The 24,730-nt window shown below is 36.3% G+C and carries 22 protein-coding genes; 9 read left to right on the forward strand and 13 right to left on the reverse strand.

The genetic code is table 11. The annotated features are described in order from the left end of the window. From MKD52_RS01090 to MKD52_RS01150, 13 genes are all read right to left on the reverse strand, one after another. On the reverse strand, positions 1–2,361 hold a 2,361-nt coding region (locus MKD52_RS01090), incomplete at its 3' end, for an autotransporter outer membrane beta-barrel domain-containing protein (protein ID WP_242098958.1). Positions 2,362–2,528: 167 nt separating this feature from the next. Beyond that, positions 2,529–4,199, reverse strand: a complete 1,671-nt coding sequence (locus MKD52_RS01095) for a protein hydE (protein ID WP_242098959.1) — start codon at positions 4,197–4,199, stop codon at positions 2,529–2,531. Between the two features lies 1 nt (position 4,200). Continuing rightward, the gene (locus MKD52_RS01100) at positions 4,201–4,746 is read right to left on the reverse strand and encodes a HyaD/HybD family hydrogenase maturation endopeptidase (protein WP_242098960.1); all 546 of its coding nucleotides are present in this window, start codon (positions 4,744–4,746) and stop codon (positions 4,201–4,203) included. Continuing rightward, positions 4,743–5,411, reverse strand: coding sequence for a Ni/Fe-hydrogenase, b-type cytochrome subunit (gene cybH, locus MKD52_RS01105; protein ID WP_242098961.1), 669 nt, complete (start codon positions 5,409–5,411; stop codon positions 4,743–4,745). Before cybH ends, MKD52_RS01100 begins: the two co-directional genes overlap by 4 nt. Positions 5,412–5,423: 12 nt before the next feature. Then, complete coding sequence (locus MKD52_RS01110; protein ID WP_242098962.1) at positions 5,424–7,160, reverse strand: nickel-dependent hydrogenase large subunit; 1,737 nt, start codon at positions 7,158–7,160, stop codon at positions 5,424–5,426. 17 nt (positions 7,161–7,177) lie between these two features. Then, positions 7,178–8,329: a hydrogenase small subunit gene (locus MKD52_RS01115; protein WP_242098963.1), complete on the reverse strand. Its 1,152-nt coding sequence runs from the start codon at positions 8,327–8,329 to the stop codon at positions 7,178–7,180. 155 nt (positions 8,330–8,484) lie between these two features. After that, positions 8,485–9,300: a rod shape-determining protein MreC gene (mreC, locus tag MKD52_RS01120; protein ID WP_242098964.1), complete on the reverse strand. Its 816-nt coding sequence runs from the start codon at positions 9,298–9,300 to the stop codon at positions 8,485–8,487. 3 nt (positions 9,301–9,303) lie between these two features. After that, a complete protein-coding gene (locus tag MKD52_RS01125; protein WP_112057950.1) occupies positions 9,304–10,338 on the reverse strand; it encodes a rod shape-determining protein in 1,035 nt (344 codons plus the stop codon). Positions 10,339–10,358: 20 nt separating this feature from the next. Then, the gene (clpX, locus tag MKD52_RS01130; protein WP_242098965.1) at positions 10,359–11,594 is read right to left on the reverse strand and encodes an ATP-dependent Clp protease ATP-binding subunit ClpX; all 1,236 of its coding nucleotides are present in this window, start codon (positions 11,592–11,594) and stop codon (positions 10,359–10,361) included. Continuing rightward, positions 11,591–12,394, reverse strand: coding sequence for an acyl-ACP--UDP-N-acetylglucosamine O-acyltransferase (gene lpxA / locus MKD52_RS01135; protein ID WP_242098966.1), 804 nt, complete (start codon positions 12,392–12,394; stop codon positions 11,591–11,593). The genes clpX and lpxA overlap by 4 nt, the downstream gene beginning before the upstream one ends. Then, positions 12,391–12,858: a 3-hydroxyacyl-ACP dehydratase FabZ gene (fabZ, locus tag MKD52_RS01140; protein ID WP_242099887.1), complete on the reverse strand. Its 468-nt coding sequence runs from the start codon at positions 12,856–12,858 to the stop codon at positions 12,391–12,393. Before fabZ ends, lpxA begins: the two co-directional genes overlap by 4 nt. A 55-nt stretch (positions 12,859–12,913) precedes the next feature. Further along, positions 12,914–14,293, reverse strand: coding sequence for a glycolate oxidase subunit GlcD (gene glcD / locus MKD52_RS01145; protein ID WP_112057946.1), 1,380 nt, complete (start codon positions 14,291–14,293; stop codon positions 12,914–12,916). A gap of 12 nt (positions 14,294–14,305) precedes the next feature. After that, positions 14,306–15,121 carry a plasminogen-binding N-terminal domain-containing protein gene (locus MKD52_RS01150; RefSeq protein ID WP_242098967.1) on the reverse strand — a complete coding sequence of 272 codons (816 nt, stop codon included), beginning with the start codon at positions 15,119–15,121 and terminating at the stop codon, positions 14,306–14,308. Between the two features lie 358 nt (positions 15,122–15,479). Between MKD52_RS01150 and cysS the strand changes: the two genes are divergently transcribed. The 9 genes from cysS to MKD52_RS01195 all read left to right on the forward strand — a co-directional run bounded on the left by cysS (position 15,480) and on the right by MKD52_RS01195 (position 24,545). Beyond that, complete coding sequence (cysS, locus tag MKD52_RS01155; RefSeq protein WP_242098968.1) at positions 15,480–16,883, forward strand: cysteine--tRNA ligase; 1,404 nt, start codon at positions 15,480–15,482, stop codon at positions 16,881–16,883. Positions 16,884–16,910: 27 nt separating this feature from the next. Then, positions 16,911–17,684, forward strand: a complete 774-nt coding sequence (locus MKD52_RS01160) for a sulfite exporter TauE/SafE family protein (protein ID WP_242098969.1) — start codon at positions 16,911–16,913, stop codon at positions 17,682–17,684. A gap of 98 nt (positions 17,685–17,782) precedes the next feature. Further along, positions 17,783–18,826 carry a hypothetical protein gene (locus MKD52_RS01165; RefSeq protein ID WP_242098970.1) on the forward strand — a complete coding sequence of 348 codons (1,044 nt, stop codon included), beginning with the start codon at positions 17,783–17,785 and terminating at the stop codon, positions 18,824–18,826. After that, positions 18,826–19,344 (forward strand): hypothetical protein, encoded by a 519-nt coding sequence (locus MKD52_RS01170; RefSeq protein WP_242098971.1) that lies wholly within the window; start codon positions 18,826–18,828, stop codon positions 19,342–19,344. The genes MKD52_RS01165 and MKD52_RS01170 overlap by 1 nt, the downstream gene beginning before the upstream one ends. Beyond that, positions 19,341–19,889 (forward strand): hypothetical protein, encoded by a 549-nt coding sequence (locus MKD52_RS01175; RefSeq protein ID WP_112057940.1) that lies wholly within the window; start codon positions 19,341–19,343, stop codon positions 19,887–19,889. Before MKD52_RS01170 ends, MKD52_RS01175 begins: the two co-directional genes overlap by 4 nt. Positions 19,890–19,900: 11 nt before the next feature. Continuing rightward, positions 19,901–21,619, forward strand: coding sequence for a dihydroxy-acid dehydratase (ilvD, locus tag MKD52_RS01180; RefSeq protein WP_242098972.1), 1,719 nt, complete (start codon positions 19,901–19,903; stop codon positions 21,617–21,619). Positions 21,620–21,628: 9 nt separating this feature from the next. Further along, complete coding sequence (locus tag MKD52_RS01185; RefSeq protein WP_242098973.1) at positions 21,629–22,243, forward strand: restriction endonuclease; 615 nt, start codon at positions 21,629–21,631, stop codon at positions 22,241–22,243. Continuing rightward, a complete protein-coding gene (locus MKD52_RS01190) occupies positions 22,203–23,426 on the forward strand; it encodes a class I SAM-dependent methyltransferase (RefSeq protein ID WP_242098974.1) in 1,224 nt (407 codons plus the stop codon). Before MKD52_RS01185 ends, MKD52_RS01190 begins: the two co-directional genes overlap by 41 nt. A gap of 351 nt (positions 23,427–23,777) precedes the next feature. Then, complete coding sequence (locus tag MKD52_RS01195) at positions 23,778–24,545, forward strand: CAAX protease (protein ID WP_242098975.1); 768 nt, start codon at positions 23,778–23,780, stop codon at positions 24,543–24,545. Positions 24,546–24,730: the final 185 nt, after the last annotated feature.

Here is a 24,730-nt window from a genome sequence, read left to right on the forward strand (position 1 = left end):
ATTTACTCCTGCAAATGGTTTTACAAACCAGCTATTACTAAAATCAAATACTTTACCTACATTTGCACTCAATCCAAAGAATTTTTGATCAAAGTCTGAAGTGTTGATACCAGCAATGCTTGTAACATCTTGATCAGTTTTGCCTAATTGTCCATAAGCTTTTAAGTTTAATTCCCAAGTTGGAGCAATTTTGATTTGAGAGTAAATACCCAATTGGAAGTTATCAGAATCTTGTTTTAAAAGCTTGTCTTGTAATTCTGCATTTGCATAAGTGAAATAAGCACCAATTAAAACATTATCAGTTAAATTGCTATCAGCACCTACGCTAATTCCATATACACCACCTGATTCTCCATCGATGATATTAGCACCACCAAAAGCATTTGCCCATACTGCTGCATTGTAAGTTTCATAGTATTTATAAGGCGCATCACTTTGGATAGAAGCAAATCTTTCTTTAGAAAGTGATTGGAATGGATTGTTAGCTCTTGCGATTCTAGAACCAATTGCCATATCATTAGAAACATTAACTGCAGTCATTGCTGATGAAGAAGCATCTGCAAAGCTTGTAGCACTTCTAGCGGCATCTCTTGTGTCTTTAAAGAATCTTTGGTTAGTAATTACTTGCATTACTTGTTGATTGTGAATATTAGAGCCTGCAATACTAGATAAGATTCCAAGTGATTCACCTGTGTTTCCTGAAGCTTTAGTTGCAGAAACGATTGGGGTGAGTGTATCATTCATACCACCAAGCACAATTCCACCTAAGATAGTATAATCTGTGCGAGTTTTTACTGCTTCTAGAATGCTATTAGCTAATGAATAATCCCCTGTATTAATGCTAGGTGCAAGAGCTTCTAACATAAGGTTTTTAAGCTCATTGAGTTTTTTTGCTTTTTCAGCATCAGTAGTTCCATCTTGTAAATTTTGAATTTCAGTTTGAAGCTTTGTAAATGCAGTGTTTCTCTCTGTTAAATCTTTAATAGCAGCTTCAATGGCGTTAAGTTGAGCAGTAGCGGCATTAAGATCGCTTGTGATTTGGTTAAGTTCTTTTTGTTGCGCAGTGATAGTAGCGTTTGCAGCATCGATTTTACCTTGAGCTGTTTTTTTAGCTGCATCATCCTTTGCTGCTGCGAGTTCTTTTTCTGCTTTAGCTTTATCTGCTTCTGCTGTTTTAATTGTAGCTTCAGCAGTGGTTTTCTGACCTTCTAAGCCTGTTTTTGTAGCAGTAACATTTGTTTGTGCTGTGCCTAATACGCCTTGTGCTGCAGTAATATTTGTTGATTCTGCATTTACAAGGTTAGTTGCAAGGCCTTTAAGATTAGTAAAATCTTGATTTTTGTTGAAAGCATTTTTGAAAGCATCTGTTAATTGCCCATCTACATAAAGGGTTTTGTTGTCTGTAGAAAGTTTAACTTGATAATCAAGATAAGCGCCATATTGAGTTTTAGCGTCAATAGGTATTAAATCATAATTACCAGTATCAAGATATGGAGCTAGAAGGCTTTGGTTGCTTAGATATTCAGAAACATCTTGTGCAAAACTAACACTGCCCAATGTAGCTGTATTGGTGATTTTTCCACCAGAAGTGATGAGATTGAGTTGTCCAAGTGGCAAATCACTGCTTTGGATATTTAATGTGCCATTGTTAAGTGTTACATCTCCTTTTGCGTAGATTCCTTGATTGTTATTATTCCAGCTATTATCTAATGAACCAAAAGTGAAATTGTTACCATTTGAAGCTAGCTTTCCTGTAACATTTAATTTACCAGATTCTATTGTTACAGCACCTGTTCCAAGATTAGCATCACCTGTAACATTTACATTTCCTTTGTTGCTAATAGTTAATGCATTAAGCACACCATTAAAAGCAGTCCCTGTTTTGCTTGTAATATCTAAGTTTGCACCCTCAACATTTACTGCACCACCAAAAGTTACTGCTCCTTCACTGCTTTTGATGCTAGAGTTGTGATAAACATTGGTTGCACCATTTTGTTTAACATCACCTTTAGTATCAATGTTAAAAGAATAAGTGTCTGCAAGTGGATTTTTTGGATTGAGTGGATTTTCAGCTCCACCTAGTGTTACGGCAACATCTCCAGTAAATGAGTTAGCATTAATAGTAAGCTTATTAAGTTCTATATTTGTGCCTTCACCTGTGGTTACCGATGTTGGATCAACACTAAGAGTTAAATCATTAGCTGTGTTTTTGTATTCCCAATTTCCTGTTGTGTTTTCTTTAAACTTTGTAGTAAAGTCTGTCTTATTAACAGTATCTGGGGCTGCAATAGCACTGCTTGATAAAGCAGCGACTACACCTAAGCTTGTCAAAACTCGACTTGCTGCGATTGAAATTTTCATTCATTCTCCTTTAAAAAAAAAAATGCCCCACTATTATGCCCCCCCCCCCTTATTTTTTGCTTAAATTTAAAAATATTTATGTTTTATGATTTAAATTATTTTTTGAGTGGATTTGAAGTGCTTGGAGTAAGGTAGGAAGTTAAATGGTAGCTTTGGAATGCGTGGGCTTAGATGAAGTCCATTATTTCACAGCCAAGCACTTCAGAATCTTTTGGGAGATAGTGGATGAATTGATCTAGGAATTGTTTGTTTAAAAACATTTCTCCGCAGATGATGATGCCTTTTGTGCTATAGTTTTCCTCCATATCGCGACTTAGGTTAGCAAAGAATTCTGCCATCGAATCTAAAATGCCAAAACAAAGCAATTCGCTCTCCACTCCTGCGAGTTTGAAGCTCATTACTGATCGCAAGGTGCGTAGAGTGTCAAGGTAGATTTTGCCTTCCTTGTCTTTTTCTAATCTAAAGTCAATACGTGGTCCTTTGGCACCGACAAATTCCCCTGCTTTTTGCAAGAGTGCTTTTGTAGCGGCTTTGAGATTTGAATCAAAGTTTGGTGTAAAGGGAAAGGGTGCGTGTAAATCTAGCAAGATAGCGCACAAGCCTAGTAAATCTAAGAGATTGCTTGAAAATCTATCGTGTGGGGGGAGTGATTCTAGCTGTGAGATGAGAGTTTCATTAGCTTTGGTGAAGTTTTTTAGCAAAGATTGGGTGGTGGGGTTTTGGGTTTTTAGAATCTCTAGGATTTGGGCTAGGTTAGTTTGGAGGGTGAATTCTATAGGGGTTTTGAAGCTTTGGTTAAAATAGAGCATAAAATGCGTTGGGTGCTTGCCTAGATAGAGCGCATTTGTTTGGGTTAAGTTTTGGGATTTTATCGTGTTTTTAAAGGCTAGAAGTTCTGGGCAAGTGGCTGTGGTGGGAGTGGCTTTAAAATGATGTTTTAAAATAAGGGAGTTTTTACCAACGCTAATTTCTAGTGGAGTGTCATCAGTTTTGAAAAATTGGCAGATTCCGTTACTTAGCTTTTGGCTAGGTTCTATGAGATAAAAGCCGCTGTGGGATTCTAAGAATTTGCTTAGTAGTAACAAAATAGGATCAAAGGGGAGAATACAAGGCACTTCGTGTGTCGGAAAAAGCGCTTTGAGAATGGATTTGGGCTTGAGTGTGATGAGGGGCTTTTCTAGCGTGGCTAATGCTTGGCATTCTTCAGTGCTAATTTTAAAGAGGGATTGGGCATTGTTTAGACAAAATGGCACAAAAATGTAGGGGGATTGAATTTTTGGTGGATTATTTTCATCAAAGAGAATGACTTCTTTTTTGCCTAGGGGAGTTTTTAGAAAAATACTTTGTTTATTTTTAAGAAGTGTGCTTAGGTATTGGAGTGATTCTTGGAGTTCTTTTGGGTTGTTTAGGGGGAGTTTTTGATTGTCTTTTAGAAAAGTAACTTTTTGGGGTGTGAAGTCAATGAAACTTTCCCATAGATTACAAAAAGTGCTTGAATCTTTTTGGGTAATTTTTTCTAATTCAAGCGGGGTGAGTAGGTTTGATGATTCTTGTGGGCTTGGGAGAGAGTGGGTGGGGGAGAGCGCTTTTAAGATTCTTAGCTCCTTAAAAGTCCATTGCAAAGAGAGTGGAAGACTTGTAGATAAAGCGTTTGTGAAATCTAATAGGTTTTGCTCCTCTCCTTTGGCTTCTAGTGTGAAGCTTGTATCAGTTTGGAGTATTTGTGTTTCAAGCTCAAAAGTATGGGCGGTTTGGGTGAGTGTTTTGCAAAGAAAGTTTTTGATTTTTTCTAAATTTTGTAAATTTTGGATAAGTAAAAAGTCAAGTGCAAGTAGCAAATTAAAAGCCTTTGTAAGAGAGATTTGCGATTTCTTGTAAATCTTTTTGGGTTTTTTGATCTTTTGGGTTGGTTTTGATTCCTAGCTCTTGGAGGTATTTGATAGCTTGTGTTTCCATTGTTTTAGCCGCTTTTAGAATTTCAGGAGATAATTCAAATGTTGGATCGCTTCCGATAACGACAGGCTTCACACCTAGGATTTTGGTGGGTGGCAAGTCGCCTAACATTTCAATCATCTTTAGTGTTTGTAGCATTTCTACTTCGTGTGCGCTACCTGCCCAAGTGATATTATCTGGGATGGCACTGAAGTCAAAAAAATACACATCTCCGATTTTGGCATCATCAGCATCAATGCAATCTAAGATTAAAACGCGGTCATATTGAGTGATAATGGGGATTAGGTGCTGCGCCATCGTTCCGCCATCAATAATATCTAGTGAATGCTCACCGCTAAAAGTGTAATTGACTTTGAGAAAATTGGAGAGATGCACTCCAATCCCCTCATCGCCAAAAAGAATATTTCCAATGCCTAAAATGAGAATCTTCATTGATTTGTTTCATCTTTTTCAAATCTTAGTCCGCTTACGATTGTGTCGATTCCTGAACCTGGAAATTTCACTGCATTCCAGCTTGCCATATAAATATGGATAGGAATGAAAATAATAAATGCCCAAGTCAAAATGTGGTGAATCAAGCGGACATTTGCTATCCCGCCACAAAGCACTTCTAGGGGCTTCATAATTGGCATAAGGAAACCGCCAAGCCCTTGGTGATAAACATGTGTATAGAGAATAAGCCCTGTTAGCGAGATGAGAATAATAAGAATCATTATGGCAATGTAGGTTACAAGCTGCAAAGGATTGTAAGAGCCTTTGTTGTGCGGATGTCCCCCAAGCAAAAGATAGGTTTTTAGAATCTGAAACCATACTATTGGGTTAATGAGATCTAAAAATGAGCGACGCTCCATTTGACATTCTTTTGTAAAAACAAAGAGGTAGATTCTAAAGATTGAAATTGCAATAAGTAAAAATCCGATGGATATATGCCAGATTCTTGATAGAGAATAAATCTCATAATCTGGATTGGCACTTAAAAAAGGGTAGGCAAGGTAGAAACCTGTGGCGATAAGCGCAAAAATCGCCAAAGCACGAATCCAATGAAATATCCTTGTTAGTTTTGAAAACTCAAGGACAGATTTGTATTTTGTTTCCATAATATGCCCCCTTTAGATATTGCAATTCATCGCGATTGGGTCAATTTTATATTGTCCAATTTCGTTACCTTTAGTATCCATTAAATGCACCGCACAAGCAATACAAGGATCAAAAGAGTGGATTGTGCGGATAATTTCTAAAGGTTGAGTAATGTCTTGAATCTTAATGCCCACTAAGGAAGCCTCATAAGGTCCCATTTGATTTTTAGAATCTTTTGGTCCTGCATTCCAAGTGCTTGGAACGACTGCTTGGTAGTTTGAAACCACTCCATCTTTGATTCTAACCCAGTGGCTTAGCATACCCCGTGGAACATTTCCGATGTAGCGCCCTTTGTATTCTTTGTTGTTATCTATCTCATAAGGTGCGCAAGTAGCTTGATCGCCGGTTTTTAGGTTTTCAACTAGAGAGTTAAAGGCTTCAATTCCATAATCTGCAGAAAGCTTACATTCTAAAAGTCTTGCTGCTGTTCTGCCCAAAGTTGTGAAAAGCGCTTCAATAGGCAAACCAGTGTCTTTTAGGAATTGGGTGGCAATTTTTGTGATTCTTGGATTTTTAGCTGCTAATCCCACAACGATAGCAGCCAAAGGTCCAACTTCCATAGACTCACCATTGTAGCGAGGAGATTTTATCCAGCTATATTTTCCATCTAAGTTTAGAGCTTTTGTTTTTATCGGAGTGCCATCAGGTCCGATTGTATCAGCATCTACAAAGCCGGTATAGTTAGGTGTTGTCTCTCCATCATAGGGGTGAAGGGCTTTGTTGTTTTGATACCACGAATGTGTTGCTTCTTCAGTGATTAATTCCTCGTTGATTTCGATGAGTTTTGAAATATCTCCATTGCGAACGATTCCGCTGCTATAAAGTGTCTCATTGCGATTGACTGGAATCTCTGCATAGCTTAGGAAGTTTTTTACGCCACAACCTTTAAGCACACTGGGTTCGTTTTTATAGACTTCAGCTGCCATTACTACATCAGCATAATAAGCACGATTTATAAAATCGGCAACTTCTTTGTATTTGGTAAGCCAATCTCCAAGCCTTGAAGGATCTAAAATATCGGCTACACAAGTTACTCCACCAACGGTTAAGCTTTGTGGGTGTGGTTGTTTTGCTCCAAAGATTGCCATCATTTGCGCAGCTACTCTTTGTACTTCAAGCGCTTTTAGATAATGAGAAAGCACAATGAGATTTTGTTCTGGTGAGAATTGGTAAGTTTTATGCCCCCAATAAGCATTTGCAAAAGGACCTAAGCCTTGTTTGGCGCTTGCAAATTTTGCTACTTTTTCTTGCACAGCTTTAAGTTCATCTTCGCCTGTTGCAATAGGGTTTTTAACATATTTAAAGGCAAGTTCTGAAGCTTTTTTGGGATCAGCTTTGAGAGCGCTAGTAATGTCGCACCAATCTAATCCGTGTAGGTGATAGAAATGCACTAAATGATCGTGTAGCACAAGAGAAACATTCATAAGGCTTCGCACCATTTGGGCATTAAAAGGGATTTGAATACCTAGAGCATCTTCAACGGCTGTGATTCCTGCTTTGTAGTGAGAATAGGTGCAAACTCCGCAAATCCTTTGCACCATAAAACCAACATCTCGGGGATCGCGGTTTTTGACAATCACTTCAATACCTCTCCACAAAGTCGAGCTTGAATAAGCATCAGTGATGACATTATTTTCATCAACAATGACTTCGATTCTTAAATGTCCTTCGATTCTTGTAATAGGATCAACAATAATTCTTTTTGTCATTTATTCCCCTTTGTGAATTAGTCTTTATTTTTTCTCATACTAGATAAAACAGCGTGTGCTGCCATACCAATTGCCGCAACCCCTAATAGTGTGATTCCGATATTGTCTGCTGTTCTATCTTTTCCACTAAAGAAAGGGACATTATAGACTTTGTTTCCAAGTGGTTCTTCAAAAGGTCCCATAGTATCCCAGAAGTTTGGTTCGCTACAGCCAATGCAGCCGTGTCCTGCTTGAATTGGCCAACTTGTGTGGGAGTTAAAGCGAAGTTTGGAGCAGTTATTAAAAGTGTAAGGTCCTTTGCAACCAACTTTATAAAGGCAATATCCATTTTTGGCTCCCTCATCGCCAAAGTTTTGAACAAATTCCCCTGCATCAAAGTGTCCTCTTCTCTCACATAGATCGTGGATTCTAAGTCCATAAGCCCATTTAGGACGATTGAAAGCATCAAGGCTTGGCAAGGTTCCAAACAAAATAAAATGAATCACATTTCCAACAATATTCTTTTCGCTTGGAGGACAGCCTGGGACATTGATAACAGGCTTATTAGTAATGGCACTAAGTGGTTTAGCAGCAGTAGGATTTGGATTAGCTGCTTGAATACCGCCAAAACTAGAACAGGTTCCAATTGCAAAGATAGCTGCTGCATTTTCACTTGCTTCCTTAGCAGTTTCTAAACCTGTTTTGCCGTGTGCTCCAATGGTTAAATATTGCCCTTCTAGTGCAGTTGGAACGCCACCTTCTACCATTAAAACATAACGACCTTTGTATTTTTCCATAGCTGATTGAAGATTGTGTTCGGCTTGGAAGCCAGAAGCTGCCATAATGGTTTCGTGATATTCTAAAGAGATATAATCAAAAATTAAACTTGCAATACCTGGTCCATCGCTTCTAAGTAAGCTTTCACTGCAGCCGGTGCATTCTGCTAAATGAAGCCAAATGACAGGTAAGCGATCAGCTACTTCAGCAGCCTTTGCAGTTAGCGGTGCAAAGCTTGCGGGAAGTGAAAGCATTGCAGTCATCGCACCTGCCCATTTTAGAAAATCTCTTCTTGAAATTCCCTTTTCTTGTAACATTCTTTTAATGCTGCTTCCTTCTTTTAAGGCTGGGAATTTACTAATCTCTTTTAATCTTTTTTGTGCTTTTTGAAGCAAGAGCTCTTCTTTTTCCAACTTAATCCTCCTAAAGAAATGTGTTAAAAATAAGATTATTTTTAACTTTTAAAAACTTTTAAAGAGTCAATCTTGGCAAGTTTAAGAAAAAATTGACTTTTAAAGTTCATTATTTTATCACTTTTTTACAGATTATTTCTTGAAATGCAAGAAAATTAATTAAAATTAAGAAGATTATCGGTTTGTTCTTGAATATCTTTTTCTTGGTTGGCGTTAATGAGCCAATAAAATTGTGATATTTCTTTTAAGAAGGGTTTAATAATAGCGATTTGATAGCCTTGTCTTTCTTCTACGGATTGGACTTCTCCTATAGGAATCTCAGGGTAGAAAATCCCATCATAACCACTTGTTTTTATTACATCCCCTGCTTTTATTTTTGGATAGGGTGGAATATAATCCACAATAAAGCCTTTGTTAATATCGTATTTTGCGATTCCTGGGGCTTTGTTTTCTCCTATAATCACACTATAATTACATTGTTCATCGCCATTTAAAAAGCCCATTAAACGATTGTTTCTAAAAATCGCAATCCCTGCAACTTGATTGTTTATAACAAGCCCAAAAATTTTGTCCTCTTTATCTTGGGAGATAATTTTGTTATCGCCTTGGAGCCAAACTTTTGTGTAGTCATTGAGGCGTGCATAAGAAATCGTTCGGACAAGATGAAAATTAGGCGATTCAAAATTACTAGCTTGGAGCAGTTCTAAGAGGGCATTGTATCTATGTTCTAAAGAGTTAAGGGAGTATTGCAAACTTTCTTTGTTTTTTAATTCATTAGTTAGATGTTTGATTTGCTCTGCTTGGTTAAAGTGTCTTGTGATGATATTGGTAATGTTTTGGTTTAGGTTTAAAATGCCAATTTTAACTCCATCGCTAAGGTAAAGAAGCTTGGAGTGCAATCCTTTGGAGACTTGTGTAGAAAGAAAGAAAACAATAAGAATAAAAAGTATCCAAAGGAAGAGTTTTTTCATTTTTTACTCATAGGAAAGTTGTTGAAGAATATCAATTTCTTCTAGTGCTTTACCAGTTCCTTTTGCAACGCACAAAAGTGGCTCTTCGCCAACATACACAGGAAGTTTTACAATTTCGGATAGATATTTATCAAGTCCTCTAATGAGGGCTCCACCGCCGGTTAAAACGATTCCATTCTCAACAATGTCTCCAGCTAAATCCGGTGGCATTTGCTCTAGAACATCTTTTAGGGCATTGGAGATTTCTTTTAGTGGTTCTTTCATTGCTTCTCTGACATCCTCGCTTGTAAGCTCGATAGTGTTGAGTAATCCACTTACTTGATCACGCCCTTTGACTTGCATACTTAAAGGTTCATCAAGGCTAATTGCAGATCCGATTTCTATTTTGATAATTTCACCGGTTCGCTCACCAATAAGTAAGCTGTATTTGCGCCTTACATAATCTACTACGGCATTATCAAGCTTATCTCCAGCAGTTCTTAGGGATTTTGAAATAACCAAACCACCTAGTGAAATTACACCAATTTCTGTTGTTCCACCCCCAATATCAACTACTAAGCTACCTTTTGGCTCTTTAACAGGCAATCCAGCTCCGATTGCAGCAGCCATTGGTTCTTCGATTAAGAATACTTCTCTAGCTCCAGCACTCATAGCTGATTCTCTAACGGCTTTGCGTTCTACGCCTGTTAAACCATAGGGGACACAAACGATAATTCTAGGACGCATTAAAGCCTTTCTGCGGTGAGCTTTTTCTATAAAATGACGAATCATCTTTTCGGTCATATCAAAATCTGCAATAACACCATCTTTCATAGGTCGCACCGCTAAGATGCTACCTGGAGTCTTTCCTACCATTTCTTTGGCTTCATGTCCCACTGCTAGAATCTTATTTTTGCCATATCTGTCATTTCTTACAGCTACTACAGAAGGTTCATTGATAATGACACCTTGCCCTTTTACAATAACAATTGTATTTGCAGTTCCTAAGTCAATTGAAATATCATGTGAAAACCAACCAATTATTTTATCTAATAACATTTCTCCCTCTCTTTTGTAAATTAAGCACTTTTTTTGTTTTTTTTCTGTTTGATAAGTATGGGTTTTTCTTTTTTGGACACCAATTCTTGAGTAATGATGACTTCATACCCTTTAAGTTCTGGCAATTCATACATAATATCTAGCATAATTTCTTCCATAATTGAGCGCAATCCCCTTGCACCAGTCTTTCTTTGAATAGCTAGTTTAGCGATGGCTTCTAGGGCTTCTGGTTTGAAAGTTAATAAAACATCATCAAGCTCAAAAAGTTTTTGATATTGTTTGGTTAGTGCATTTTTGGGTTTTTGGAGAATAGTTACCATTGCTTCTTTAGTTATTTCATCTAAAGTTGCAATCATATGCAAACGCCCAATAAGCTCAGGAATCAATCCAAAACTCACTAGATCATCTGGTTCTACTTCATCAAGTAGATTCTTTGATTCTGTTTTAGCATTTTTTTGGTGATGAAATCCAAGAACATTGCCTCCAATGCGCCTTTCAATAATTTCGTTTAATCCATCAAAAGCACCGCCACAGATAAAAAGAATGTCTTTGGTATTGATTTGAATAAAATCTTGATTGGGGTGTTTTCTGCCCCCTTTTGGCGGGATATTAACAACACTTCCTTCGATAATTTTTAAAAGTGCTTGTTGCACACCCTCGCCAGAAACATCGCGCGTGATTGAGCGATTTTCAGAAAGTCTTGAAATTTTGTCAATTTCATCAATAAAAATAATCCCTTTTTCTGCCCTTTCTATATCACCATTGGCTTCTTGCAAGAGTCTTGTTAGGATATTTTCTACATCTTCTCCCACATATCCTGCCTCTGTTAAGCTTGTGGCATCGCAGATTGCAATAGGGATATTAAGCGCTCTAGCTAGTGTTTGTGCCATCAGTGTTTTTCCACTTCCTGTGGGTCCAATAAGCAATATGTTGGATTTGGAGATTTCTGTTTCGCCTTCTTTTGGTTTTTGTAAAATTCTTTTATAATGGTTATACACTGCAACACTAAAGACTTTTTTAGCTTTTTCTTGTCCGATTACATAATCATCAAGAATCGCTTTTAGTTCTTTGGGTGGTATGACCTTTAAATCCATTTCTTGATCGGTTTTGGTTTCTTCTAAATGATTTTCTGTGCCAAAAAGTAGATTATAAGAAGCAATGATGCAATTTTTGCAAATGCAGACATTATTTCCAGTGATTAAAGGATTTTTGTGAGATTCTTTTGATTTGCAAAAATCACAGATTCTTTCGTTCATAGGCTTTTCCTTATAAATGGGATTCCTCTTGTAGAATTAAGAACGAAATGGCACATTTTTATGACATTTTCATCCTTTGGATTCTCATCTAAGATTTCTTGGGCGATTTCTTTGATGGGTTGGTTGCTAAAAAATAGGCGCTTATAAGTAGAATGAATCTTATCTACTTGATGATGTTCAAAGTTTTTTCTTAGGCGGTGGAGATTAAGTCCCCTAACTACTGCACGATTCCCCTCTGCCATACAAAAGGGAGGAATGTCTTGAGAAAGTGCGCTTGCACCAGCAATCATCGCATAATCTCCAATTTTAACAAATTGATGTATGGGTGTTAATCCACCAATATTAATGTGATTTCCCATAACAATATGCCCACCTAGTGTGGCTCCATTAGCCAAAATGCAGTGGTCTCCAATAATGCAATCGTGTGCAACATGCACATATGCCATTAATAAATTATTGCTTCCAATAATGGTTTTGCTTCCACCACCTTCAGTTCCTGGGTTGATCATTGTGAATTCGCGAATCTTGTTGTTGTTGCCAAAAATAAGCTCATTAGGTTCGCCGTGATATTTGAGATCTTGGGGCTCTGTGCCTAGGGTTGCATTAGGAAAAATTGTATTGCCTTTACCTAAAGTCGTGTTGCCTAAGATTGTTACATGATTGTATAGCTTTGAATTATCTCCGATTTTAACATTCTTGCCAATAATGCAATAATGCCCAATTTCAACATTTTCTCCAATCACTGCCCCTTCTTCTATGATTGCACTTGGGGCTATTTTAGCAGTTTTTGCGATACTCACTTGTTTGCCCCTTCTTTGTTTTTATCGACAATCATTGCTTTTAATTCAGCTTCTGCTACTAATTTTTCTTCTACATAAGCATAGCCCTGCAAGACCCAAATGCCACCTTTTTGTTTGATTACTTCAAGCTTATAAGTTAGTCTATCACCTGGGATAACAGGATTTCTAAATTTGGCTTTATCGATACTCATAAAATACACGATTTTATCGCCATTATTGCTTGATTCTTCTCCAAACATACTCACAAAGGCTAACACTCCACCTGCTTGCGCCATTCCTTCAATAATATAAACACCCGGATAAATAGGTTGCACAGGAAAATGTCCATTAAAAACTTCTTCATTTATAGTAACATTTTTGTAAGCTTCGATAGTTTGATTAGGGGTGATTGCTGTGATTCTATCTACAAGCAATAAAGGATAGCGGTGGGGTAGAATCTCGCGTATTTTTTGCACATCATAAATCATAGGATACCTTTAGTTATTAAATTTTTGTTTTGTAATAAAATGAAATTCTCTTTCATAGTGCCATTTTACCTGGATTTAAAATATTATTTGGATCAAAGGCTTTTTTGATTGATCTAAAGAGATTCATTTCCTCTTGAGTGAATGCAAGATTCATAAAAGGAGCTTTGGAAATGCCAATGCCGTGTTCTCCACTTAGTGTGCCACCAAGATCAATGGTGATTTTAAAAATCTCTTCAATGGCTTTGTGTCCTTTTTTTAATTCTTCTGGGTTGGAGCCATCTACCATAACATTTGTATGCACATTTCCATCACCTGTATGCCCAAAGCAAGGGATTACAACGCCATATTTTTGAGAGACTTGTTGAATCTTCTCTAATAATTCTGGGAGTTTGGAGCGTGGCACGGTAATGTCTTCGTTGAGTTTTTTGCTGCCATAAATTGTAATGCTTGGACTCGCATTTTTTCTTGCAAACCATAAATCAGCTGCTTCTTGCTCATTGGTTGCTTTTATGAATTGGGTTGCACCATTTTCATAGAATTTTTCTTCAATTTTGGTAATTTGATATGCAATCTCTTCGGGTAAATTTCCATCTACTTCTGTGATAAGAATTGCTCCTGCATCAGTAGGCAAACCTTTGTGAAATTTTTCTTCTACGGCTTTAATACTAAGATTGTCTAAAAATTCCATTGCTACAGGCGTGATTCCACTTGCCATTGTTTTATAAACAGCATTCATTGCGGCTTGAATACTTGGAAAAATACCCATAGCACTTTGCTTGTGTTTAGGTTTGCTAAGTAACTTTAGGGTGATTTCAGTGATGACTGCTAAAGTCCCCTCACTAGCAATTAGGATTCCTGCGATATTATAACCTGCTACATCTTTGATGGTTTTTTTGCCTGCACAAATAATATCACCATTAGGTAAAACAGCGCGTAAAGCCATCACAAAATCTTTGGTGATTCCATATTTGGCTGCACGCATTCCCCCAGCATTTTCGCTAACATTGCCACCTAGTGTAGAGTAATGCTCACTTGCAGGATCAGGTGGATAAAACAATCCGACAGCTTCTACAGCCTTTTGGAGTTGCATATTCACAACGCCCGGTTGAACTCTAGCTACCATATTTTCCATATCAATTTCTAGAATCTTGTTCATATGCTTCTCTAAAGCCAATACCACCCCGCCCTCTATGGCTAAAGCACCTCCTGTAAATCCACTTCCAGCACCGCGTGGAACGATTGGTATTTTATGTGTGTTACAATATTTTAATACCTTACTTACTTCTTCTTCATTGTGTGGAAATACAACACATTCAGGATATTTGCGGTCTTTGGTAGCATCATAGCAGTAAGCAGTCAAATGTGCCTTGTCGCTATAGCAATCTTCATTTCCAACAATCTTTTGTAAGTCAAGAATGTTTTGCTCTGTCATTTTGTGGATTCCTTAAAAAATATCTTTAAGATTTTGGCTGAAATAGTTCGTAACTCTACCAAAGAAAGTCGCATCGCTATCTTTGATTTCCCCCTTGATTAAAGCATCAAAATAGATATAGTAATCTTGTGTTCTTTTGTCGTTAATCAAATAAGAAAACCATTCTTGATTGGTGGTTCCAATACGAGAGAAAAAGGGCAACATTCTTTCTTTAATAGGGGCTCTTCCAGTGATATAATCCTTTTTTATAAGACTAAAGGTTTGGCAATCTAGGGCTTGTCCTTCATTGAGATTAACAATATAAACAACCCCAGTAGCGTATTGGGAACATACTTTTCTAAAATCTGCCTTCACAGGTGCGGTGTGTCCAACATCCATTAAATAAGCAGCAAATAAATCAGGATGGAGCCAAGTGATCTCAGGATAAGTATTTTTGACTTTTTCATAAATATCTTGAGTGGGCGCGATTAAAAAGGCGCGATCATTGAAGCTACGAAAAATAACTTCATCGTTTTTTTGTGGTTTTAAAAGTGGAGTAGGAAAAGCTTTTTGTTCTAGTGCTACAAAAGGTTCAAAGGCTATTTTTGCTCTATTGTCTTTTATTTCTACGACTGCAGCCATTGCTATGATTCCAGAGTGATCCTTATCAAACCAACGAATAATTTCTCCGCTCTCACCGACTTTCAAATCAAATGCAGGGACATAAGCAAAATGTTCAGAATCAAGCTCAATAATGGGAACAATAAGTTTGTTTCCAAAGGGTAAGGCAAATGCAGTAAGGCTAAAAAATAAAGTAAAAATAAAAAGTTTAATCTTTAAATGTTTCATTAGATCAATGACCTTAAGTGTAAAATATTTGCAAAAATAACGAAGTTAATTATACATTTAATTTTCTTAAAATTTTGACATATTTTGTAAATTTTACTAAGGATTATTGGAGTTTGCTTGAATTTATTTGATAGACAAAAAAAGGAATGTCAGAAAATATTCTTTATATACTAGAATTTCTTTTTAATAAAAAATTCTAGCTAGGATTTTTTATTGCTTTTTTATTTTCACACTACAAAATTTATTTTTAAGATTATGAAAACGCTTTAAGGATTGTTGATTTACAACAATTATAGAGTAAATTTGCTATACTTATGAGTTTTAATCCAAAATTACATTCCAAATGAGAGAGTAGCGAATGCAGCTTAAAATTTATGATAGCATCAAGAAAGAAAAGGTGGATTTTTCCCCCATTAATCCCCCAAAAGTAAGGCTTTATGTCTGTGGTCCAACGGTGTATGATGATTCACATTTGGGACACGCAAGGAGTGCGATTGTTTTTGATTTGTTGCGCCGAATCTTAAGAGAGAATGGCTATGAAGTGCTTTTTGCAAAAAATTTCACCGATATTGATGATAAGATTATTAATAAATCTTTACAAAGTGGCTTAAGTGTTACGGAGATTACACAAACTTATACGCAAAAATATCTTGATGAAATGGCGGCTTTAGGAGTGGAGAGAGCTGATATTGAGCCAAAAGCTACAGAGAGTTTAGAGAGCATTTGTGCGATGATTGAGGAATTACTAGAAAAAGGTTTTGCTTATCAAACACCTAATGGAGATATTTATCTCTCAGTGGAGAAAGATTTGCAATATGGCTCTTTAAGCGGGAGAATTGCTGAACTTGAAACACAAAGCAGAATTCAAAATAGCGAACAAAAAAGAGATGCAAGAGATTTTGCTTTGTGGAAAAGTTATAAGGGAGTTGGTGATATTGGCTATGATTCTCCCTTTGGCAAAGGGCGTCCAGGGTGGCATATTGAATGTTCAGCTATGATTAAAAAACACCTCGCTTATAGTGGGGAATATGCTATTGATATTCATGGGGGTGGAGCAGATTTGCTCTTCCCACACCACGAAAATGAAGCTTCTCAAACGCGTTGTGCGGATAATCAAGCTATCGCAAAGTATTGGATTCATAATGGATTTGTGACTATTAATGGTGAAAAAATGGCAAAATCTTTGGGGAATAGCTTTTTTATCAAAGATGCATTAAAAAATTATGATGGTGAAATTTTGCGATTCTATCTTTTAGGGACACATTATCGTGCTGGATTAAACTTTGCAGAAGAAGATTTACTAGCAGCTAAGAAGCGCTTAGATAGAATTTATCGTTTGAAAAAGCGTATTTATCCAATCCAAAAAGTTGATGAAGGGGAATGTTGTGAGTTTAGAGAATCGTTTTTGGAAGCTTTAAATGATGATTTAAATGTTTCAAGAGCTTTGAGCGTGGTGGATGAATTTGTAGCAAAGGCAAATGAGCTTTTGGATAAAAAGCAAAAAGATAAGGCACCAATGATTGCTGGGAATTTAGCGATAATAGAGCGACTTTTGGGAGTTGGTGGCAAGAATCCTTTTGCGTATTTTCAGCTTGGAGTGAGTGAAGAGCAGAAAAATGAGATTGAATCTTTAATAGCAAAGAGGAGTGAAGCAAAAAAACAAAAGGATTTTGCAGAAGCCGATAAGATTCGAGAGGAATTACGCAAAATGGGGATTGAGATTATGGATACTTTTGAGGGTTGTGTGTGGGAGAAAGTTTAAAGCTTCTTGAATTGAGTAAGGATATTTATGGAATATGCAGGTTTGTTTGGTCTTTTTGTAGTAGCTTTACTTGGTAGTTTTGGTCATTGTATTGGAATGTGTGGTGGCATTGTTTTGGCTTATAGTGGAAAATTAACTAATAATGGGATAACTAGTAAAGGGACTTTGGCGCTTTATCATATTTTGTATAGTTTGGGGCGTATAACTACTTATGTGATTTTAGGGGCGATTGTAGGAGTTTTAGGGAGTATGTTTAGTTTTAATGCTACCTTGCGTGGAATCTTGTTTCTAATTGCGGGGGTTGCTATGATTCTAGCAGGATTGTCTCTTTTTGGTAAAATGCAATTTTTGACAAAATTAGAATATTCTTTGCAAAATTCCAAATGGTATCAAAAAAGCTTTCAAACAGCTTTAAATCTAAGAACGCCACAGAGCATTTATTTGCTAGGGTTATTAAATGGACTTTTGCCCTGTGGGTTTGTGTATGCGTTTTTGTTTAGTGCAGCTGGGAGTGCTAATGTTATAAATGCTATGCTTGTGATGCTAGTTTTTGGGATTGCGACGACTTTTCCTTTATTTTTGTTTGGAATACTAGCTAACACGCTTTTTTATAAGTCAAATTTTAGAAAAATTTTGATGAATCTAGCTGCAATAGCCATTGTAATTTTTGGTGGTTTGATGGTGCAAAAAGGTATTAAGTTTTTACAAAATCCGAATATGGGGCATAAAATGCATATGAGTATGTTGGTGCTAGAAGATTCTAAGCCTATTAAATCCATAGAAAATCTTGGGGATTCTTAGAATTTAAAAGTGTAAAATTTTTATGAGAAAATTCTATTATTTAAGACAAAATTGCATACTATATAGAAAATAAAAGAAGCATTAAGGTTAAAATAAAAATGAATCTTGCAAAAATCATCCACCATTTTTTTCCCACAGTGATTGTTGGGATTGAAATTGACAACAAAAATTGTAATATTGTTGTGAAGTTTTATCGAGGTGGTAAGCATATACGCACACAGACAAAAAATTTCAAGACTATTCCTGGGGAGTTACCTGCACAAGCAATTTGGTTTTTAAGAAAAATTTATGCAAAAAATCCATTTACTTATATTACAACCCTTCCTTCTTCTATTATTCAAGGTGCAATTAACACTAGTCGCAAAGAAGATTTTAATCAATATGGAATCAATGTTGATGAGGTTGCAAAAAAAAGCTTTAATGATGGCTGGTCAGTGTATATTTCTAAAGAAGGTATTACTGAAACAAAAAAAAGATTTTCGAAATTGGGGGTGGATTTTATTATCTCACCTTTTTTGGTGCTTTATCATTTGGCTAAAGACACTTTTCAAGAAGATCATTGCAAACTTTATATTTTATTTCAGCGTTCTAATATGACTATGATTGTTACAAAATCAAATAGCGGAGTCTTATTTGGCGGTTATTATGCCTTAGAGAGCGAGATTGATTCAGAGTTAAAGGTTGTAAAAAATTCATTTACACAAGATGGCAGAGAAGAGATGGATATTACAAAAGATATTCAACAAGAGCTTAGTGAGATTGGGGATGTAGGTTTAGAGAATGAAAAAGGGGATGATGAGCTTATTGAAATTTTAAGGAGCGAAGATAAACAAGAAGATGAAGAAAAGACTGAAAACTTAGAGAAAGGCAATGATGATTTAGATGATTTTGCAAGGGTAAATATGGCGACTAAATTTATCCAATCTGCGATGAGTGAATTTTATAGTAATGATATTTATAAGAGCGAATTCATTAGTGAAATCGTGCTTTTTAATCCTAATAATATTTCAGAAGAGACACTCAAACAAATTCAAAACTTTACAATGTTAGAGATGAAAATTATGCCTTGCAATATTGCAGAAATACTAGTTGAATTGGGTTTTGAAACTTATCGATTTTTTGAAGCAAGGGGGGAAGTGTAATGAATTATAGTTTTGTCTCACCCAATAAAAAAACATTGCTAAAAAAAGTTTCGCGCATTTGGTGGGGTTATATTTTTTTGACGCTTTTTATCTTTGTTGGTTTTGTAGTTACCTTGAAGATTCAAGGGTATTTTATGGAAATAAAAACAACAGAAGCATTACAAGCACAGCAAACAGCTTTAGATGAAATCAAAAAATTTCAAGAAATTAGAGACCAAGAAGCACAAAGGGTGCAGTTTGGAAAATTTATCGCCAATCAAAACGCAATGCTAAAAGAGAGTGTGGAGAATTTGTTTGATTTGATTCCAGAGCAAATCACTCTAAATAAGGTTCAAATGGAACAATACCAACTTGTTTTGTATGGCGCAACTCCCTCAAAACAAATTTACACTTTTTTGCTTGAAGTTCCTTTGCGCTCCATCTTTCATCAAAGCAGGGCGGATTTTTATTTATTGCCTAATGGTTGGTATAATTTTGTCTCTGTGAGTAAGTTGAATAAAGAGGAGCAAGCACAATGAAAGCTTTTTTTGCACAGATTGATTGGGTAAGAAATACTTTCTTTTTTGTGTTTTATTTTTTCTTGGTGGCGCTTATTTTTATAGCTATTATCAAGCCACAGCTAGAAGTCTTTAAGACAACAAATACTAATTATAGAAAAGAAATCTTTGCTTTAAATCAAATTCAAAATCAACATAATTCTCAAAAACAAGAATTGTTAGATTATCAAAAACAAAATATTGAAATTATAAGAGCCTTTGAGACTCCTATTACACAACAAGAGATTGAAGAGAAGTTAAAAATTATCTTTGATACTTCTGGAGTTGTGCAAGATGGTGAGCCAATAAGAGAGGGTGAGTATTTAAAACAACGCTATGTTGTAAGTGGAAAATTAAAAGGAATAGAGAAATTAAAGAGTGCATTAGATTTGGTGCAAAGTTTTAATGCAATTGTGCGATTTAATTTTCCCCTCCATATTGAAAAAGAAAATGAGATGCTTGTTTTTTCTTTTCGGTTAGATGTTTATTATTCACCCAAAGATTCTAGTATATTAATCAACAATTAAAGGAGAATGCGATGCGAAGTGATATTATCAAACAAGGCTATCAAAGGGCACCACACAGGAGTTTATTGCGTGCCACAGGGCTAAAAGACGAGGATTTTAATAAGCCCTTTATTGGTGTGGCAAATAGTTATATAGACATTATTCCCGGACATTTTTTCTTAAACAAATACGCAGAGATTATCAAGGAGGAAATCCGCAAAGCTGGTGGTGTGCCATTTGAGTTTAATACTATTGGCGTGGATGATGGTATTGCTATGGGACATAATGGTATGCTGTATTCCCTCCCTAGTCGTGAGTTAATCGCTGATTGTATCGAAACGGTGATGAATGCGCATAGCCTAGATGCGATGATTTGCATTCCAAATTGCGATAAGATCGTGCCTGGTATGCTTATGGGGGCATTGCGTGTCAATGTGCCAACGATTTTTGTAAGTGGCGGACCGATGATGGCAGGGAAGCTAAGCGATGGAAGCGTGCTAGATCTAAATTCTGCTTTTGAGGCAGTGGGTGCGTTTGAAAGTGGCAAAATCGATGAAAAACGCTTACACGAAATAGAATGCAACGCCTGTCCTGGTGGCGGAAGTTGTAGTGGTATGTTTACGGCAAATTCTATGAATACGCTTTGTGAAGCTATGGGTGTGGCCTTGATGGGTAATGGAACAATCCCAGCACTAACGCCTCAGAGGGAGGAGCTACTACGCAAGGCTGCAAGGAGGATTGTAGAAATTGCCCTAGATTCTCAAAAGAGTGAGCAGTTTAGATTCCGCAATATCTTAAATCACAAAGCTGTGCATAATGCCTTTGTTGTGGATATGGCAATGGGGGGAAGCACAAATACGGTGTTGCACATGTTAGCCATTGCGAAAGAAGCAGAGGTAGAGTTTAACCTTCAAAATATTAATGACATTGCCAAAAATGTCGCGCATATCGCCAAAATCGCTCCAGCACTTAGCAGTGTGCATATGGAAGATATTAATCGTGCAGGTGGTGTAAGTGCGGTGATGAATGAAGTAGCCAAACGAGATACACAAACTTTATTTTTAGACGCCCTAACGATTACAGGAGAGACTTTAGGCGAAAGAATTAAGGGCAAAGAAATCACTGATACGCACATTATCCATACTAACGAAAATGCTTATTCACAAGTTGGTGGGCTAAAGATTCTCTTTGGGAATCTCGCAGAGCAAGGCGCCGTGCTTAAAGTGGCAGCTGTAGCAGAATCTATGAAAGAATTTAAGGGTAAAGCGATTTGTTTTAATTCCCAAGCTGAAGCGATTAAAGGCATAGCAGGTGGCAAGGTAAAAAGTGGCAATGTCGTGGTTATCCGCTATGAGGGTCCAAAAGGGGGTCCGGGAATGCAAGAAATGCTAAGCCCTACAAGTTTGATTATGGGAATGGGACTAGGCGAATGCGTGGCACTTATCACTGATGGGCGCTTTAGCGGAGCGACGCGTGGGGCGTGTATCGGGCATATTAGCCCAGAGGCAGCAGAGGGAGGGCTTATCGCGCTTATTGAAGATGGCGATGAGATAGAGATTTCTGTTTCACGCGGAGAGCTAAATTTGGTTGTGGATTCTAAGACTTTAGAATCTAGGCGGGCAAAATGGCTAGAGCAAGACTTGGCAAAGAAAATTATGCAGAATAAAAACATCACAAGCAAATGGCTCAAACGCTACTCTTTGCTTGTCAGCAACGCCGCAAATGGTGCGGTACTAAAAATAGAGCTGTAAAGAGAAACAATGTTACCTCAAATGCTTCTTGAAATGGTGGATTTTTTAAGAACACAGAATTTTACTCTAAGTATCCAAAATCGTGATGGACGCATAAATTCTGCCTTTAATGAAGATGAAATTTTTACTCTTTTAAATCAAAATTTTAGTATTAATCGCCCTAATATGCGAGATTGGGTGGATTTTAGTTTTAGTGAAAATGAGATTTTTATTCCTGTAAATATTAAGGTTAGCACGACAAAAACTGCGGATAATCTTAATTGCAAACTTGGAATCTATTATGCCCTTACAGGACAGATTCCGCCATTTAATAATGGTGTATCTTGGGAAAATTATTTTAAAACTTTAAGTGAAAATCTACAAGAAAACACTGCGGATTATTATTTTTTGATTATCAATAAAGACAATCCTAACGATGTTTTTGCTACCTCTCTTAAGGGCTTAGAATCTATCAATCCAAATGGCAATAATCTACCCTTTCAAGCAAAATGGGATAGTAATCGCAATCATATCCATAGGGATTTCACACAAGCAAAAGAGTTTATTTTAACCACTTTTGAGGAATCACTAAAATTAAGAGCTGATGCCTACCTCTCGTTTAGAAAGTATTTCTATGAATCTTGATGTAGCAAATCTGGGGCAGGTTTTTACTCCACAACATATCGTGAGTGATATGCTAGGGCTTATTAAAAATACTACAAAAATGAAAAATCCAAGATTCTTAGAGCCAAGCTGTGGTAATGGGGCATTTTTTAAACATTTACCACAAAATAAAATTGCTATCGAATTGGATTCTAATGTGATAGCAGATTCTAATGTTTTAAATACTGATTTTTTCTCCTATCCTGTGAGTGAAAAATTTGATACCATTATTGGCAATCCCCCTTATGTGCGGTATCAAGATATAGTAGAATCTACTAAGTTTTTGCTTAGTAGATATAGTGATATTTTTGATTCTCGCTCTAATCTTTATCTCTTTTTTATCTATAAATGTGTGTTACATCTTAAGGAGGGCGGTGAGCTTATCTTTATCACGCCTAGAGATTTTTTAAAAAGCACGGCTAGTATGAAACTCAATGAGTTTCTGTTTTCGCAAGGTAGCATTACGGACTTTTTAGACTTAGGAGATAAAAAGATTTTTGAATCTGCACAGCCAAATTGTGCTATATGGCGGTTTGAAAAGGGAGATTTCTCTCGTAATACTAATTGTCTGAGGCAGTTTTCCTGCATAAATGGGCAACTACTCTTTACCAAAAACAGCTATACCATTCCTTTTTCTAGCCTCTTTTTTGTCAAAGTCGGGGCAGTGAGTGGGGCAGATTCTCTCTTTGTGAATGAGGAATTTGGCAATATGGACTTTGTGTATTCACAGAGTGCTAAAAGTGGCAAAACACGCAAGATGATATATGGAATCTATGGCAGGGATTTGGCATTTTTACAGAAACATAAGGAAGCATTATTAAAGCGAAGAATCAAGAAATTTGATGAAACAAATTGGTGGGAATGGGGTAGAGATTATTACAAAAGTGATTTACCTAGAATCTATGTCAATGCTAAAACACGCAATAAAAAGCCCTTTTTCCTCCATTCTTGCAAGGCTTATGATGGCTCAATCTTGGCTATTTTCCCAAAGTTTAGGGTAGATTCTAAGAATTTAGAGAATCTCTGCACAAGACTTAATGAGGTAAATTGGCAAGAGCTTGGCTTTGTGTGCGATGGGCGGTATCTCTTTTCGCAAAGGAGTTTGGAATCATGTGTGTTAGATTCTAGCTTTGGGGAATTTGTGAAGATTCCAAATGTGCTATAATGCTTAAAAATATTACAGACAAATGATTGAAAAGATACTCCTTGCTTGTAAGCAATGCCGCAAATGGTGCCGTGCTAAAAACGGAATTATAAAACATTCTATGGATTTTTAAATCCATAGGATTGTAAAATGCTTGGTTTGTTGAAGTTAAAGATTAATGAATTAAAACTTTTGTGTGGTGTGCAGAAATAAAACTAAACTTTTAGATAAAATAAGTGGCGAGAATTATAATAAGGGAATTTAGAGCAGCCTCTCGCTAGGAGTACCCCACAACTATCGGCAGGTTAGCCCTCTAAACTGGCGGAATTGTAGCAGACAAAACATTAAAGAAAATTAAATAAAGGTGTAAAAATGGGTTTTTCTTTGCAGAATCTTGAATATGAAAAGATTAAGGCTTTGTTTTGTGATTTTCCAAATTTATTAAATAAAAACTTTGAAGTTCGTATGAAAAAAGCGCTAAGTGTATTGCATTTTGCTTATTTATGGGGTGCTTGCAGGGAAGCAGAAAAAGCTCTAATAAAATATAAAAAAGATGACTTATATGAATTTATCATGCAATTATATAGAAAAAGAATCAAAACACATCAAGCTAATTTTTTGCTCTTGCATTGTTTTGAAAATGCACTGCGTAGCACATTGTGTGTTAAAATTGCAAATTTTTACAATAAAGATAATGGCGATTCGTGGTTTATAGATCAAACTTCAAACCCAAAAATCGTTACCAAGCTTCTTCAAATAAGAAAAAAACATCTAAAAAATAAAAAAGCTAAAAATTCTTGGGAGATTTTTGATTGTTTTTATCTTAGAGATTTGGAAGATATTATTAGCTCTCATTGGGATATTTTTGCACCTATTTTTAAAGATAAAAAAATTTATAAAGGGGAAGAATTGCCATGTTATGGCACAAAAGAACATTTGCTAACTAAACTTAGTCAAATTAGACAGGCAAGAAATGAAATTTTTCATAATAAATCTACAAAAATGAAATTTCGCAAAGAATTAGAAATATTGCTTTTGCGTTTGGATTATTATTTAGAAGATGCCATTAAGATTGGTGAAATTTCAACAGGCATTAATCTCAAATACAACTACAAGCAACAATATATTAATGAGTTATAATTTGTAAGCAAATTACCCATATTTGGAAGATTCCTTACAATTTTAGCTTTTTTCACAAACTCGCCTAAGAGGCTATACCAATACACAAGAACACGAAGAAAATTTAGCCTTAATCGCTTCTATTACTCATAAAATAGGCATTTTGGAGATTATCTTACGGAACAAAGAGGCTAAAGCCAAAGTAG

This window comes from Helicobacter sp. CaF467b (assembly GCF_022664765.1).
Classification (GTDB): Bacteria; Campylobacterota; Campylobacteria; order Campylobacterales; family Helicobacteraceae; genus Helicobacter_D; species Helicobacter_D colisuis.